This is a genomic window from Virgibacillus tibetensis (assembly GCF_036026595.1).
GTDB lineage: Bacteria > Bacillota > Bacilli > Bacillales > Amphibacillaceae > Virgibacillus_P > Virgibacillus_P tibetensis.
Genome location: NZ_JARZFX010000005.1, coordinates 139,945 through 157,723, shown reverse-complemented (window position 1 = coordinate 157,723; position 17,779 = coordinate 139,945). Strand labels below are relative to the sequence as shown.

8 protein-coding genes are annotated in these 17,779 nt (G+C 32.8%); all 8 read left to right on the top strand.

Annotated elements, in window-relative coordinates:
- Positions 1-13 precede the first annotated feature (13 nt).
- The 8 genes from QGM71_RS12245 to QGM71_RS12210 all read left to right on the top strand — a co-directional run bounded on the left by QGM71_RS12245 (position 14) and on the right by QGM71_RS12210 (position 17,772).
- Complete coding sequence (locus QGM71_RS12245) at positions 14-2,161, top strand: Mu transposase C-terminal domain-containing protein (protein ID WP_327607841.1); 2,148 nt, start codon at positions 14-16, stop codon at positions 2,159-2,161.
- On the top strand, positions 2,154-3,638 hold the full coding sequence (locus QGM71_RS12240) for an ATP-binding protein (RefSeq protein WP_327607840.1): 1,485 nt from the start codon (positions 2,154-2,156) through the stop codon (positions 3,636-3,638). The genes QGM71_RS12245 and QGM71_RS12240 overlap by 8 nt, the downstream gene beginning before the upstream one ends.
- The gene (locus QGM71_RS12235; RefSeq protein WP_327607839.1) at positions 3,631-5,148 is read left to right on the top strand and encodes a TnsD family Tn7-like transposition protein; all 1,518 of its coding nucleotides are present in this window, start codon (positions 3,631-3,633) and stop codon (positions 5,146-5,148) included. Before QGM71_RS12240 ends, QGM71_RS12235 begins: the two co-directional genes overlap by 8 nt.
- Before the next feature lie 237 nt (positions 5,149-5,385).
- A complete protein-coding gene (locus QGM71_RS12230; RefSeq protein ID WP_327607838.1) occupies positions 5,386-6,468 on the top strand; it encodes a hypothetical protein in 1,083 nt (360 codons plus the stop codon).
- Positions 6,469-6,564: 96 nt separating this feature from the next.
- The gene (locus QGM71_RS12225; RefSeq protein WP_327607837.1) at positions 6,565-10,695 is read left to right on the top strand and encodes an NACHT domain-containing protein; all 4,131 of its coding nucleotides are present in this window, start codon (positions 6,565-6,567) and stop codon (positions 10,693-10,695) included.
- Positions 10,696-10,803: 108 nt separating this feature from the next.
- Positions 10,804-12,345, top strand: coding sequence for an LA2681 family HEPN domain-containing protein (locus QGM71_RS12220; protein WP_327607836.1), 1,542 nt, complete (start codon positions 10,804-10,806; stop codon positions 12,343-12,345).
- 1,844 nt (positions 12,346-14,189) lie between these two features.
- Positions 14,190-17,270, top strand: a complete 3,081-nt coding sequence (gene ileS, locus QGM71_RS12215) for an isoleucine--tRNA ligase (protein WP_327607835.1) — start codon at positions 14,190-14,192, stop codon at positions 17,268-17,270.
- A 199-nt stretch (positions 17,271-17,469) separates the two neighbouring features.
- A complete protein-coding gene (locus QGM71_RS12210) occupies positions 17,470-17,772 on the top strand; it encodes a hypothetical protein (RefSeq protein ID WP_327607834.1) in 303 nt (100 codons plus the stop codon).
- The last annotated feature ends 7 nt before the right edge of the window (positions 17,773-17,779 follow it).

Below are 17,779 nucleotides of genomic sequence, written 5' to 3'. Positions count from 1 at the left end.
GGGATGTATTCAGTTGGAACTAACAGAGAATTTATTATTGCAGTATCATGATGGGGGAACAGTTCGAGTTGTTTACTATGAAAGAATTTCTTCTATTATATATGTAATTGATATGAATGCAATGAGATGGCCATATATGGTTGATAAAGATGAGGTTACTACTGATTATAAAGGTGGGAAAGTAAAGGTATTAGAAGAAGATCCATATTCCAAATTCATATCAGAAGAAGAGCTAAGTGATGCAGAAAAAAAAAGAAGAAACCGTGCCTGGGACATTGTTCACTATGTGTTCCAGGAAGTGGAGTCAAATGTACATATCTTCCAGAATAAATACCGAGAAGTTGCTATTAAAAAAGCTCTGGAATCCTATTCAATTAATTATTCTACTATGAAAAATTATCTAATTCGCTATTGGAAGGGTGGCAAGATAAAAAATGGACTTATTCCGGCTTTTCGCTTATGTGGAACTAAAGGGGGGGAAAAATCAGTCGGTAACAAGAAAAGAGGGAGACCAAGAAAATCTGGATCCGGTCAAGGAGTTAATATTGATGATAAGATTAAAAAATACTTCAAAACAGGTTTGAATCGCTATTATTACAATGGAAGACAGAATTCTCTTAAAACAACTTATGAATTAATACTAAAGGACTTTTTTACAGAGATAAGAACTGACGACAAAGGGAAGGAATTACGTGTCTTACAGAATCCTTCTAAAATACCAAGCTATAACCAGTTTTTGTATTGGTATAAGAAGTTAAACAATTCGAAAAAGGAATTGATTGATAGAAAAGGAACAAGAAACTATTTTCAGAATCACAGAACTATTATTGGTAACTCCACCCAAGATGCTGGATTGGGACCAGGAACACTATGGCAGATTGATTCAACACAATTTGATATATATTTAGTTTCTTCGGTTGATCGTAATTTAATAGTTGGTAGACCAACTCTAATTTGTTGTATAGATGTGTTTTCAAGAATGATTGTCGGGATTAACGTTACCTTTGAAACATTTAATTCATATACCGGTGTTATGGTTGCTCTTGCAAATAGCATGTTGCCGAAGAGGGATTTTTGTAAACAGTATGGTATCACACTGGATGAAAAGGAGTGGGATGTGGCTTGTGTACCACAAAGGATTTTTGCTGACAGAGGTGAACTAAACGGTAGACAAATAGAAGATGCTATTGCTGGACTAGGTATCTCTATCCAGAATGCTCCACCCTACAGGGCTGACTACAAAGGAATTATTGAACAGGCATTTGCTCAGTTAAATGTTAAAGTAAAGCCGTTTGCTGATGGGGTTGTTAAGAACGGAAAAGAATTAAAAGAAAGAGGAGAAACAGATTATAGACTACAAGCAAATTTGACTTTAGAAGATTTTACAAAGGTTATCCTAAAATGCGTACTTTTCCATAATAATCATCACGTATTGAGTGATTATGTGCTAGATGAAATGATGATTAAAGAAGATACAGAGAAAATCCCTTCTAAGTTATGGAATTATGGTGTGAAAAATATGAAAGGGCAATTACGTGTATTACCACAACAAACAGTGAAGATGCACTTACTTCCGACTGTTACAGCATCCATTACATCACGTGGTGTAAGGTTTAAGAAAATGCTTTATGCTTCAGATTATTCATTAAAAAATAACTGGTATCAGTTAGCGAGGATTAATGGTAGTAGAAAAATAAAAATTTGGTATGATCCAAGAGACCTAACGTATGTATATACAATTAATGAGGATGGGGAGTTTCATCAATTAACACTTCTCGAGAATCTAACTAAGTTCAGGCATAAAGGTATTGATGAAATAAATCAGATCATGAAATATGAAGAGTCGATGGATGACAAAAGTAAGGAACAAGAACTACAAGAGAAAATGAAGTTATATGATGATATTCAAGCGATTGTTGGACAAGGAAAGAAGAAAACACAAATGGAGAAAGATGACTCTTTAAGCAAATCTCAACGTTTAAGAGGCATCAGGGAAAACCAAAGACAGGAACGGGAATTACAACGTGAATTAATCAGAAAGAAAAAGGAAGAAACAGAAATAGAAACTCAACATACAGTCGAATCACAAGAGAATAATGATGACGAACTAAGTATATTTAAATATATACAACAGCTAGATTGGGATGAAGACAGTGAATGAGCCAATATTTTTACCCAATGGCATGGAAGCTATTAAAGCAGAGTACAAGGAGTTTCCATTGGAAGAGTTTAATGAAAATCCTTTGATTCAGGCATTGCCTCCATTATTGGATAAAGCAGGAATCATTAAAAAACTTATGGTTAAACCAATCTATAAGGAAGAAGAAAAGCATGTGGATAGTGCTTACCGTCTCCATATGGCAAATCGTTTATTTCAATTGTTTACTCCCTTGCCAGTACATGTAGATGTTTGGAATATGATCCATTCATTAATTATGCAAGGATATTTGGCAAGAAATCCATTTGACAAACACTATAAAGAGTACATCAATGAATCTGGTAAAGAAATAATCAATCGTTCATTCGATATTAATAGCAGGCATAATTTTAGAACTACTGCTGGATGTGGAACGTTTATTGGTTTTTCAGGTATCGGAAAGACAACCACTATTAATCGGGTGCTTATTAATATTCCTCAAATAATTGTACATAGCCAGTATAAGAATATTCATTACAATCAAATCCAATTGGTTTGGCTTAAATTAGAAGCTCCTAGTAATTCGAGTTTAAAGGCTTTATGCCTTCAGTTTTTTATGAAAATAGATGAGCTTCTAGGTACAAATAATTATAAGAAATACGTTTCTAGGAATATGTCTGTAGATCACATGCTACCTTTAATCAGTCAGGTATCCCACAATATAGGATTAGGTCTTCTTATTATTGATGAAACACAGAATATAAAGAAGCGTGGTGCAGAACAAATCATGAATTTTTTTGTGTACTTAATTAATACTGGAATTAATCTCTGTTTGATTGGAACTCCGGGTGCATATGATTTATTTGGAAAGGAATTACGAATGACAAGGCGTTTAACGGGAAATGCAGAGATCATCTATAACAATATGCAATATGGAAATGAATTTACCTTCTTGCTTGAGTCTGTGTGGAAATATCAATGGACAAGAAAAGATGTTCCTTTTAATGAGGAATTTGCAAGGACCTTCTATGAAGAGACTCAAGGTATATCGGATTTAGTTATAAAGTTGTTTGTATATTCACAGCAGCAGGCAATAGAAAGTGGGAAAGAGGAACTATCCATAGAGCTAATTAAGAAGGTAGCAAAAGAGAAATTCAGACTGCTTCAACCAATGTTAGAGGCTATTAGGTCTGGCAATCCTCATAAGATTGCAAAGTATGAAGATATAAGAAGGATAGATTTGGAGCAACTTGTTGTTACCAAGAGCAAAGAAACAAAAAAACAAGAACCGATAAAGAAAAAAGAGCAAGAGGAAGAAAAAATTGTTGAAAAGGTGGAAAAACCAAAGACGAAGGCAAAGCGTAAAAAATATAAGGAAGATGATTTACGATATTTACTTCAGCAAGGAATAGATTATGAAAAAAACCCTTACGAAATGCTTCTTGAAAATGACTATATAGAGGATGCAACGAAAGGGTTGAGGTGGACAGACTATGATTAATTTTCTACCCCAAATATATGAAAATGAGCTTTTCTATTCTGTTCTTGCACGCTATAGAAGAATGTGTGGGATGGTTAGTAAAAGGGCCTTAGTAGAGGATTTGTATGGAAGGTACGTTTTAGTATCTTCCTCTCTCTTTCCTCAATACGTTAATTCCTTTGTAGAATGCCTTCCACCAACGTCAAAGATAACTGCTAGAGAGATAATTGAAAAACATACTTTGTTTCCCTTTTTCACATCCATCTTATCCCAAAAAAAGTCAAATTTGATTTATGAAACGATGCGAAGGGGTTCGAATGGTTCAAGAAATAATGTCGAAAAACTAATTGGTCTAGGCGGTGACAAAGTACGAAAGTCGAGTTATTTAAGATACTGTCCAGTATGCTTTAAAGAGGATATGGAAGTATTGGGTGAAAGTTATTGGCGTACCATTCATCAGCTAGTTGGTGCTTACTACTGTTTAAAACATCAGGTCCTTCTAAAAGATAGTAGTGTACTAAGTACAGAAAGTGGTATCGAGTTTATATGTGCCGATAAACAAGTTTGCGATGAAAATCTATTAGGAGATAATTATTCAGATAATATAAAGCTATTAAATCTTCAATACATCTATAATGCAGAATTATTATTGAGGAGCAACTTCCCTAGAAAAGAATTAGAGTACTTTATTGGATTCTATATTGATAGATTAAGGGAAAGAAGGTTAGCTTCTAAAAATGGAAGTTTGTATATGAAGGATATTCAAGAACGATTCTTGAATTTTTACCCGAAGCAGTATTTGGAAATGATGCAGAGCAATATTGATCCTGAGAGCCCATCAAATTGGATTCGATTGTTTGTAAGAAATAACAATAAGAATAGAAGCCCCTTGCGACATTTATTATTCTTGCAATTCTTAGGCGTTAGTCTGGATAATCTCTTTCAGAGTAAGAAGGTAGTAGGAAGAAAATCTGTTACAGTCCAACATAATCCAAGTTTTGATATTCAAAAAAGAAGAGAGCAGTGGTTGCAATTAATTCAGGAAAATCCAGGTGCAAATAGAAGTCAACTAAAAGAGAAGGGAAAAGGGCTACATACATGGATTTATAGATATGACAGGGATTGGTATGACAAAGTAACTCCAAAGGCTCAATTAGGGAAAGAAAAGGCTGGAACGATCGATTGGGAGAAGAGAGATGAAGAATGCCTGCGGCTTGCTAGAGAGGCTGTTGAAATCATCCTCCAGAAAGAAGGAAAACCGATAAGGGTGACACTATCGGGTATAAGAAATACTTTAGGATTTGGGCCTTGGTTTCATAATGAAAAGTTAGTTAAGACACAACAATATTTGGAGGATGTCAAAGAGGGTATAGATGATTTTAGAATCAGAAAGATTAAGTGGGCAATAGAAGACCGGATTAAGAAAAGGGAAAAGTTGACCGTATATAAAGTACAGTTACATGCTGGATTTGGAGGTAACAACAAAGAGGTTAAAAAGCTAATTTCGGAAATATTAGAGAAAGGCACTTAGATTTAAGACTTGTAGGTTAATTGACTTAATGGTGAAAAAAATATTATATGTTATAAATTAATTCTTATCCAAGGCATATCGTTGATTAGATATGTCCTTTTTACTGTTTTTCTTTTTGTTGTGCTACTATTTTAGTAGAATTAGAGTATAAGAGTGATAAATATATGCTGCTCTGAATCACTAGGATGAAGATTCTGGATTAGAAAAGGTTTGACTGATAAGCATGGAGGAGATACTTTGTTTTTAGATAATACGTTGATAGGCAAATTTCGTAGAGTAGTAAACAGTAATCATTACTTTGTTTTGAATCAATATCGAAATCAGCATGGGAAAAACCTTTGGAACATAATATGTTCGTGCATGGATTGGATTGAAGTAGCTATTGATGGCATACCTTATATTCAATATGAGCATAAAAATCCTAATGTTGCCTCACTAAACTTAATGCAACTAATATGTTCAATGGATTTGGTAAAAGAATCTGTTCATCAACTTTTTAGAGTATTCAAACTGGAATACCCTTTTAAGAAAGACAATAGTATCTTTCTAAAACAAAAATCAGATGATGAGTATTTTAAACATATAAGAGCGGTGTTTGGAGTTCACCCGGTCAATTTGAAGGGACAAGATGGTAACAGATACTATGCAAGTTGGTCCACACCTAGATTAGAGGGAGATTTTGCGACTTTAGTCTATAGCAATAAAGTTGGTGTGAAAGATCAGATTTATTCGATTAGAATAGAAGAATTGTTTCAGTACACAAATAAGAGATATTTGTTACTAAGAGAAGTCATGAAGAAGATTGAACACGATTTTCTTTCCCACCAACATAAACTTAAAGCAACAGAGATTAAGAGACCTCAGTCAACTATAGATCATCTAAAGATATTGAAAAACGAGAATCTGGAGCGATATGGGGAAGGTGAGGCCTATTGGCATGAAATTGATGAAATGCAACGGCTATACTCAATAAATATCAGCTCCTCTTTCAATCCCTCAGTTCAAGAAATGATAGAAAAGTATCTAGGTGCTCTTTTGATGGTGATAAGTGAAATCCATCAAAACCTTCAGAACATGAGTATCGAAGAACTATCAACATATGAGGTACTGAATCCCTTTGATAACTTAGCTTATAGTTATGAGAAGGAGAAGCTCCTGGTGTATCTCCATAGCCCAGAACCTGACTACAATACAAGGATCTCGGGTGAAATGGGATTGCAACTCATGGTTGAGAAAGGTGAACTTCCTGAGATTGCTCTGGAATACAATAGGGATGAATTGTTGATTTTCCTAAATGCTTGGCAATGGAGCAAAAATTAAAATTGTCAGGAAAAGAACGCTCATTTTGAATAACTTTTGTTGTGTTTTGGTGCAATAAGGAAAAAGGAGCTTTTCTAAATTTGGAGGAGAGGTTAAATGTATATTATCAATTGGGATAAATTTAAAGTGAAGAATAGTAATTACACCGATGCTTTTGAATTATTATGTTATCACATTTTTTGTAGAAAATTCGGGATAACAGAGGGGGCAATTGCTGATTTCAATCAAGTAGGTTTGGAGACAGAACCATATCAATACTCTGACGGGAAGTATTATGGTTTTCAATCCAAGTTCTTTGAAAAAATGAATTACGCAAATCTAAAGCAATCCATCACTAAGGCTCTAAATCACTTTACAAACAAAGATCCCAAGAAAAACAGATTAGATCATATTATTATCTTTTTAAGTTGTAATATGAAAGCTAGTAGTAAAAGTGCCCAAGAAATTGTAGAAGAGTGTAATAAAAAAGGTGTGACAGTGCAATGGTTTTTACCGTCTAATTTTGATATTGTCCTTAATCAACCAAATAATATAGATTTAGTTCAACTGTTCTTTGGAGAAGCAGATCATTTGGGGTACATACAGGATAGTAAAAGTATGAGATTGAACACGTTATTAATGTCTAGGGAGTATATTGAATTAAACCTTTTTGGCGAGGAACAAAAAATATCTATTACGGATTATTCAAATTTAGCTTTGAGAAATAATGGAAAAATAAATCTAATATCGGGCCCCCCAGGTTCTGGTAAAAGTGTATGTATGAGCAAATTATTTCAAATTTATACTGGTTCTGATAAAAATAGCAAATCAGACCAAATAGCAGTATTAGATAAAATTGCAGCTACATCAATATATGTAAATTTGAACACAACTTCCTTAGAAAGTCTTGAAGGTATTGTAAGAAATAGAAAAAATGAATATGGTTTTGCGGGACAAAATAATAATTTTATATATTTGTTCGATGGATTAGATGAGGTATCAGATACTAGAATTGATACAACTTTAGCGTATATATTCGAATTAGCTGAGAAAAAATCAACAAAGACAATAATTATTTCTTGTAGAATAGCAAGTTCAAATAAGATAAAGCTAAAAATGGGAAATAAAGATTTAGATGAATATCGTATAACGGAGTTATCAAAAGAGGAAATTGAAAGATACTTTTCTGAAAAAGGCGATGTTAGGAAACAAGAGAAACTACATATTTTAGCTAAAACTAATCCAACAATTTTTAGTGGTATTCAGGATACATTAACATTGTCCATATTTTGGAAGCAAATTGATAAAATCAACAGTGATAGTTATTTAACAGACTTAATAGAAGTCCATATTAACGAGACCTTAAATAATATATCTCATACAAAATATCTAAACGAACTAAATATACCCAATCCTAAAAAAGATACCATTATTGAACTGAATAAGCAAATATCATTATATAATTTTGAACATCAAATTGTAAGTATTAAGTACGAGGAATTGTATTCATTACTTTTAGATTTATTACCAAGATGTGATTATTATTCGATTAATAGAATAATTGACTTTTTGGCAGAAAATTACTTTGATATTTATGGAACTAACACAGTACAATCCTATACATATAAGCATAGAAGGTATTCGGAATACTTTCTTATGCTCAGTATTATTGAAAAAATGGAGGAAGATAGCAGGTTTCTCCGTGAAAAACATTTACTTACTAATATAGATTTTTTCTATAAAATGTTAATTCCATATTTGAAAAATGAAGCTATTAAGACAAATAACTTAGTTTTATCTCAAAGTTTGGAATTATATGGTGTTTATTTAGGGAAAAACAAAAATTGGGGAGCAGATGAACCTTATTATAAGTGGTCAGACTACTTGACGTACGCATTAACGAGCCAGAATAACGACATCTTTGAGGTCATTATAAATGATGATAACCTTGTTTTTAAAGACTATTTTCTGGAGTTACCAAATAAGATTATAGAAAAGTTGCTACGATTAACAACGAAAAATCAATCCAAAGATACAGAAATAGATTACCTATTGAAAATATTCCTTAGAAGTTTAGTGGAGCTATATAAACAAAATAAAAAGGGAACTGTAAAACTCTTTCTTGAGAAATATGAGAAAATTATGCAACTACTTTTAAATGTAAAATATAGACTTTACTACACAGAAGAAAAAGCTGCAAATGAATTTTGGAGAAATAAGTTTTATATTGATATAGTTATTAGACAAAGAGGTGTAGTTGAATATAAAGAAATGGTTTCTGAGATTAAAGATGATTTATCAGCAGAGGAATTTGTGGAAGATTATACACCCGAAATTTTAACTGTTATGAAATCACTAACATATATTTTAACTATGGAACGACCTAATGAGTTTGTATCACTACTAAAAGACTTTAATGAATACCAGTTGGGATCCTATCTAATTTCAATTTGTGAGCCTGATTGTTTAGCGTCACTTCAACAATTTCCAGTATTAAAAAATGAAATCTTTAAAAGAATTAGTTCTTTAAATCCATCTGAAGGGTTACATCAAGCCTTAATATATGGGTTTAAAAAATATGCCGGGGAGGTTTTAACTGATGAGGAAACAAAATGTATAGAAAAATATATAACTAAATTAGGGAGAATAGAAAGTTCTGTATTTTGGAAAAACCACCATAACGTTATTGCATTTTTGTCATTGCCAGATAAGAACAATAAAAGTATGGAAATTAAATTACACAGTAGCCTAATGGTATACAATAAGTTTTATGAAATGTATGTCTTATTATTAGATGGTACTTGCTCTTTAGCTAAAATAGTAAAATTATTCTCTACTTCTACTATTCTAAAAAATTCAACTGTAGGATACTATGTTCGTTTACTACTTGGCTATGTGTTTGTACTTACTGGGGAGAATTTAAAAACAGTAAAAGGTTGTATTAATTACCTAAACCATAAAGAAATAGAAAATATGCAAATGGTATATTTCCAGATAAAGAAAGCTGATGGTGAGAGATATAGGAAATTATTTAGTACCGATGAGTTACTATGGCTAACGTCGGAAGAGAGTTATAAAGATATAGATTATTCTAGTACAAGTGAATCCATGTTTATTATTTCCTGTTTGTTAGCCGATTTTGATGAAAATGTAAGTTATCAATTTTTATTAAGTGGTGTGGAGCATGGAATAATGAGAATGAATTCCAGAAAAGATACTTTAGCTGATGAAATACTAATCGGATCATTTGAAATTTTACTCAGAAATTATTGGATATCAAAAGAACAAGCGTATATATATGTTGATAAACTGATAGATATTGCTCTTACATTAAACAATAACCACGTAGACAATAAAGTATTTGAAATGTTAATTGAGGTATTGATTAGAAATAACTTTGAAATTGCATTCTATTGTTATGAAAAGTCGATGAGGTTTGTGGAATTAGATAATAAATTACATCGTGAAGTTGCGTATACAATGGTGGATTTAGGAATCCCTTTAACAGAAGTTGAAAAATGTATCATGAATTTTAATCCCTATTTCGATAATTATCATCAAAGAACAAATTGGTCTTATTATTATGGAAAAATAGAAGTATACCTTGCTATAGGTCTATCTGATTTTTACAGTAAAAAAGAACATGCAAAGATTTTAGAAAAAATTCAACAAGAGATAGATGCACTTGATTATGCTGGTTGGGATAGAGAACTATATTCAACCGAGTTTCAAAGCTATATTAAATTATGTGAACGATTTTCAAAGCAGGTAGATGTCGACGAGAAAAAGGAATCTGATATTAATCCTAAAGCGACGGTGTCTAAATCAGATAATATGACCTTAACTAAAATAATCAGAGGATTGGATTCTAAAGAAAAACTTGAACAGTTTTTCAATTATCTTGATTCTAAGTATTGCATTGATACCCTTGAACAGTATGAATGTTTGGTTGAAAAGTGTGTAGATATATTTGGCAACATTAATATATTAATTAATCATTTGTGTGTAAATAGATATCCCGATATGATCTACTTCAAGAAAAACAGTGAATACTTATATTTGGGGATTGCCGCAGCTTTAGATAATGCAAATACAAAACAACAAATGGTCAATTACCTAATAAATGAAGGCGGGGGACATGATAGCTATTATGAGTTAATTAAAGTATACGAGGTTTTAGAAGATAAACATATGTGTGTGAGATTATTTGAAAGTTTGCTAAATGATGTCAACTTGTTAGTATACTAAGGCTTTTTTGTATATTATACTTCACTGTGTAAGCATTTCTGTTTAAGATTATTGATTAAAATTAGTACTTATTTATTGAATCAAAATAGTTAAGCTGGGGAGACATAAATGGTTAGAGATTATATGGTTGAGTTAATGGATATTGGAAGTGTAGTTGACGAGCTAGATAAAAACCTATTGAAGAAACAATCTAATGATGTTACAGATGTTTTAATGTTTGTTTCTACTATAGAAGAGAAATTTAATTCAATTGATGTTGAGCAACTTAATAATAAAGAAAAGATTATGTACTTATACACTAATTCAAATTATAGGGCCATTTTACAGTATATAACTCATAAAGAGTTTGAAGAATTTAAAAAGGTATCTCAGATATTAAGGCAATACGAAAATTATGCTGACTTTGTTTTTGAAAACTTTGCATCGAGAATAAAAAGTTTTCGGGATGCTATTGTTTTATCAAAAGTGGAAGAAGATACTTTAAACAAAGCATATATCTCACAAATTTATGTGAATTTAGCCAATGTGTATAATGAAATGGGAAGAACAGTTGAATCAGTTGAAGAGTTAAAGAAGGTAGGAAATATTGTTGATGAATTCCCAATGGCTAGAGCAAATTTAGCTATTAAACATCATTCACTATCAACAAAAGTTACTAATAGACCTGTCATGCGATTTTTCTTGGAAAAAGGCATTTCTGAGTTGGAAGATGTATGTAATAATGTAACGTCTGACGATATGACTAATGATGTACTTGCACAATTCATTGACTGGAAAGGGTATATGGAGAAAATAATTAATGTTCACCTATCAGATGTTAAACCATGGTCAATAACACTAGATGTTGATGACGATTATAAAATTTGGTCGGCGAGGAAAAACTTAACCCTAAATTACGTTAACATATTCTATGATTATGGGAATGTGGATGATATACAAATGATTGATATGGGATTAGGATATTTTGGCGAAGAGAATAACATGGAGTATTACTCTTGGTTTAATACCATTAAACAAGAATACAATATGGCTAGATACTTTCTTTATAAGATAGATACTCTAATAGGTGAAGATAATGTTCATGAATCACAACGTTACAATGTTCTTATTAATACATTAGATTATCCTGCACTCGGTTATAGGACGGAGTTACTCAAAATCTCTTTAAAAACTGCATTTAGTGTTTTGGATAAGATAGGTTTATTTTGTTGTAAATTCCATAAGCAAGAAATACCTACTTTTAGAATAGATTTTCAAAGTTGGTATAAAGAAATAGAGTTAGATGTTGCATTAGGGAGCCCTTTTAATGCTCTTTATTGGTTAAGTAGGGATTTGGACCGGAAATCAGGTGACTTAAAAACTATACGACTTTTACGTAATTGTATTGAACATAGATACATTAGGGTTCTTGATCATTATGACAAACCTCTTGATGAAGAATTAGCAGATAATGATAAATTTGAGTATAAAGTAAGCTACTCAGATTTGAAGGAAATTACTTATGAAACAATAAGGCTTGTGAGAAATGCTATTATCTATATGGCAAGTGGTTTTAATGTAGAATACAACAGGGTTTATTACGGAGATAAGGGTGAAGGAGTATTCTTACCTCTTTATCTGTCCATTTATGAAGATGAATGGAAAAATTAAAGGAAGTGTAACAGTTTGATTAAAGTATGTTTGAATAATTCTTCTAATCTCTACAAATCTTCTATCTACTATGTCTAACTAAAAAGTAAATCACCTAAACATAATATACATTTCCGATTCCACCCCTGATTTCGTAATAATAAACATTTCCGATTTCGGGATTGGATCCAATATTTTCTCGGGTTTTTTTCAATAGAAACCCGGGATTTTTCATGTCCAAATCAATACATTTCAATATCTTTTTAATAGTTTCTTCATAAATTAATTACAGCTCAATCCATTGTCAATACTGGGTTTGTCCAATATCCCACTCAGGATTTTTGTCAACAAACCATCCAAAATCTATTAAAATACTAACCCATATTTTCTTCCTTCCTTTTCCTTCATTCTACTATCTTTCTGTTACGCAACATTCTCGGAGATTTCTATTTTAACTCTGAAAAAAAGGTGAAAAAACAGGTGAAAAAGCGGCGGAAAACGGCAAAACTTTATCATAAAAGTATGAAAAAGTGGGGTTCTGTCGGAAAACTTTATTTTAACTGAAACGGTGGAATGCGGGTTTGGGGGGAGGTTTTCGGTGATTTATAAAAAGGTTGTACACGTGATGTAACCAGCTAATAAAACCTTTCTAACAAGAACAATAACTTGCGAAATCGCCGAAATTTGATAATAAAAACGTGTGATAACGAACTTTTACTCCCGCTTTTTCTCCGATTCATTTCATTTTGACTCGCAAGTTACTATTATCACGAGATAATAATGACTTACTACTGGCTTTTGATCAGGGAGCTATTATTATCGCTGAAAAAAAGAGAAATAATGAGAATGCTGTAGTGGTGCGGGAGAGTGGGGGATTTGCGAAGTTATTATTATCAATCCACATAGTAGAAACCAAAAATCCTAAAAAAGTATTTTTTGATTTTTTTAAGGCATAAGGTTTCAGATTTGTTGATAAACCAGGGATTTAAGTTAAAAGTGTTATTGTCGTGTTGATTGAACTTTATAATACAACTGATTTGTCTATCTGTAACTCTCCCTTTCAAAAATGTAACTCTTCTTACAATCTGTAAGTCAGTTTTACAAAGAAGGGGAAGCACCCGACAATATGTATGTATCGGATTATTCTAACACTGCACTCAGAATCGAGGGCGTACCATTGGTACGTTTCTCGTTTTTTTTATTTGGATTAAAGTCAGAAAGAGCATGTGGGAGTAAAAGGACAAGGTTTAAGGTTAAAGGACAATAGGGTGAAAAGGCGTGAAGAAAAGCGTGAGGAAAAGCCAAAAGGTCGCCTCTCCTATCACCTTAATTTCTATTCTGTTTTGTAAAAAGTAGTTTTTAGAAGGGTGAAAAGAGGGGTGAAAAAGGGCGTGGGCGCAAGTGGAAGAAGGTGTTGAGGGGGATTTGGTGGTTTTGTAAAACTTAGTTACAAAGGCACAAAGTAGAAGATAAGGGTTAAGGTAATTAGGAGAAGGTTGCTAATAATGAAAAATGTAAGTTGACTTTTAAATCACTGTTAGTTATTATTTATATAATTTAATAAATAATTTGATGACGAGAAAGAGTAGTTATGTTTATCTTATCTACAGAGAGTTGACGATTTGCTGGAAGTCAATGTTAAGACCATAATGAAAATCCTCTCCGAGAAGCAAAGTTGAAAGAGCTTTTAAACTTTGACGGCATTCTACCGATATCAGGGACACGTATGATAGTACGTAGTGTAATGAACTGATAAAAACCACTACTATGGTTTTTTTATTTAGTTAAAAGAAGATTATATATTTATTTATAAACTCGATTCTACGTATGTAGGGTCGAGTTTTTTTAATTATAATGAGGTGATAATGTTGAAGGAATCCAGTGTTGAAAGGGAATTAAGGGTTCGTGAAAAATGGGAAAAGGATGGAACGTTCGAACGTTCCATTTCTAACCGAGAAGGAAGAGAGACCTATGTTTTTTATGAAGGGCCTCCAACTGCAAATGGTTTGCCACATGCAGGTCATGCCCTTGGAAGAACAATCAAGGACTTTGTAGCGAGGTACAAAACAATGTCTGGTTATCAGGTTTTAAGAAAAGCCGGTTGGGATACACATGGCTTACCTGTGGAATTAGAAGTTGAAAAACAATTGAGTATTCGTGGTAAGGATCAAATTGAGGAGTACGGAATCGAAAATTTTATTCAGAAATGTAAAGAAAGTGTCTTTGCCTATGAAAATGAATGGAAACAATTTACTGAGGCTCTTGGTTATTGGGTAGATATGGATGATCCTTATGTAACCTTAAACAACGAGTATATTGAGTCTGTCTGGAATATCCTATCCACTATACATGAGAAGGGTTATTTATATAAAGGACACAGGGTTGTACCTTATTGTCCACATTGCGAGACTTCACTTAGTTCTCACGAAGTTGCACAAGGATATAAAGATGTTTCTGATTTATCCGTTACAGCCAAATTTCGATTAAAGGGAACTTCAAATGAATATCTATTAGGTTGGACAACAACACCATGGACATTACCAGGTAATGTTGCTGTTGCTGTTAATCCTAATATGAATTATGTACGAGTTAGACAAGGATCAGAAATATTTGTTCTTGCAGAGTCTTTGGTTTCCACTGTAATTAAGGAGGATTATGAGACTCTGGAAGTATTTAAAGGAAAAGATTTAATTGGTCTCTCTTACGAACCCCCTTTTAATTATGTCACACTAACCAATGGACATAAAGTTCTCGATGCAGATTTTGTTACTGATACAAGTGGAACTGGTATTGTGCATATAGCACCTGCCCATGGAGAAGATGATTACAAGGCAATTCAGGATAATCAATTTGATTATGTAAATGTAGTAGATTCAAAAGGTCGCTATAAGGAATACGTAACCCCACTTGCAGGAGAATTTGTAAAAGAGTGTGACGTAGAAATTATAAAAATGCTCTCAAAGGAAAATCTTTTATTTGATAAGCAAAAATATGAACATAGCTATCCACACTGTTGGCGATGTGACAGTCCTCTTCTTTATTATGCTATGGAGGGGTGGTTTATAAAAACGACAGCAGTAAAAGAAAAAATGCAATCAAATAACCAAAAAGTTCACTGGTTTCCTTCTCATATGAAAGATGGCAGGTTTGGGAACTTTTTAGATAATATGGTTGACTGGAATATAGGTAGAAACAGATATTGGGGAACACCGTTAAACGTTTGGGTTTGTAAAGAGTGTGGTAAAGAAAAAGCCCCAAATTCGGCCAAAGAATTAAGAAAACTTTCAGTAGAAGAAGTGCCAGAAGACATGGAATTGCATAAACCCTATGTTGACAAAGTGCATTTAACTTGCTCTTGCGGTGGTAGGATGGATAGAACAAGCGAAGTTATTGATGTATGGTTTGATAGCGGATCGATGCCATTTGCTCAATATCATTATCCATTTGAGAATAAAGATATGTTTAAGAAACAATTTCCTGCAGACGTGGTTATTGAGGGTGTTGACCAAACAAGAGGATGGTTTTATAGTTTATTAGCAGTTTCTACTTTGTTTACTGGAAAATCACCATATAAACGTGTACTTTCTTTAGGACATATTTTAGATGAAAATGCACAAAAGATGTCGAAAAGTAAGGGTAATGCCTTGAACCCTTCTGAGCTAATAAATGAATTCGGTGCTGATTCATTAAGATGGGCGTTGTTAGCTGACAGTTCACCATGGAATAATAAACGCTTTTCCAAGAAGACTGTTAGTCATGCGAAGTCTAAAGTGATTGATACACTTTTGAACGTTTATTCTTTTTACTCCATGTATGCAGAAATTGATCAATTTAATCCAGATAGTGACTTGGGTGGGACTCAGACAACTCTCGATAAATGGATTCTTTCTCGGTTAAATACTGTTATTAGGGAAGTTGCCCAAAGTCTAGATGATTATGATATTACAAAAGGGGCAAGATCCATTGCAACGTTTGTTGATGAACTTAGTAATTGGTATGTAAGGCGTTCCAGACAACGTTTTTGGAGCAGTGGTATGAATGATGATAAGAGGTCAGCATTTAGCACCTTATTTGAGGTCTTGAAGAAGCTCACGCAACTCATGGCTCCTTATACACCTTTTGTTACAGAAGACATATACTCAAACTTAGTGAAAGAAAGTGTGCATTTATCGGATTATCCTCAACCAGATGAAACGCTTATTGATGAACAATTGGAAAATGATATGGATGCCGTATTGGAAATAATAGAGCTAACAAGATCCCTTAGAAATACAGTAGCAATAAAAACTAAACAACCATTAGCTCAATTAGTTGTAATTCCGACAGAACAAACCACTCTATCTCAATTGGAAAAGTATTCATCTATTATTAAAGATGAAATGAATATAAAAGAAGTAAAGTTTGAGAAGGATTATCATGATTTGTTACAGCTTGATTTCAAATTAAACTTCTCTGTAGTCGGGCCGAAGTTAGGCAAAGCCATGGGCGAAGTTAAAAATAAAGTTGAAGAATTAGACGAGGTAGAAAAGGGAAAATTCATTGAAGAAAAAGAGATACAGTTATTATTAAATTCAGGTGATACTGTCACTCTTACAACGGATGACGTACTTATTGAGAAAAAAGGCAAAGGTAGTTTTGAACTACTGGAAGGGAGTAATTTCCTAACTCTATTAGATACAAAATTAACGCAAGAATTAAAAGAAGAAGGCTTGGTAAGGGAATTCATTCGTGCTGTCCAAACATATAGGAAAGAATTGAATCTTCCAGTAGAGTTACGAGTAGACCTTTTTGTTCAAACTGATCTAAGGCTACAAGAAGTATTGAATAGATATGATGAATTAGTTCAAAGTAACCTCATATTAAATGAATTATATTTTGAAAGTAAACCAGATATGAAAAGTTTTAAGGTAGAAGGAAATGAGATTAAATTATTTATTAAATCATGAAGTTATTCCTTATTAGTAAGGAACCAATATGAGACTAAGGATCGAGAGTGAAACACTTGTTCATCTCTCGATTCTTTTTTGTTGTAGAAGTATAGGGAGGGGAATATATTTAGATAAGTCAGAAAAAAGGTCGCTTTACAAATGGATAATTATGTTATTATTTAATAAAATCAATATTTTAGAAAGCGAGGTTTTAATTATGAGCGACATAGAGAAAAAGTTGGATTTGATATTGGATGCCATAGCAGAACTCAAAGACGAATTATCCTCCCATAGAAATGATACCAGTGCCAAGTTAGAACAAATTGAATCCATGCTGAGAGAAACTTTAGATGAACGTGAAGATCTAAAAGCGAATAATAAGAGTGAATCGGATAAAAGCGAGCGATTAAAAATAGTGACTAAAGAACCGAGAGTAAAGTTTGGTGAAGTTGGAGTAGATCCACATACCGAAGAGGTAATGAAGCAAAACGACAATATCATTAATAGGGGCACTAATTAAAGATAGG

Bases quoted from the DNA above. Each gene is read 5' to 3' on its own strand.
- QGM71_RS12225 (WP_327607837.1), top strand. From the start codon at position 6,565: ATGTATATTATCAATTGGGATAAATTTAAAGTGAAGAATAGTAATTAC.
- ileS (WP_327607835.1), top strand. From the start codon at position 14,190: ATGTTGAAGGAATCCAGTGTTGAAAGGGAATTAAGGGTTCGTGAAAAA.
- QGM71_RS12235 (WP_327607839.1), top strand. From the start codon at position 3,631: ATGATTAATTTTCTACCCCAAATATATGAAAATGAGCTTTTCTATTCT.
- QGM71_RS12210 (WP_327607834.1), top strand. From the start codon at position 17,470: ATGAGCGACATAGAGAAAAAGTTGGATTTGATATTGGATGCCATAGCA.
- QGM71_RS12220 (WP_327607836.1), top strand. From the start codon at position 10,804: ATGGTTAGAGATTATATGGTTGAGTTAATGGATATTGGAAGTGTAGTT.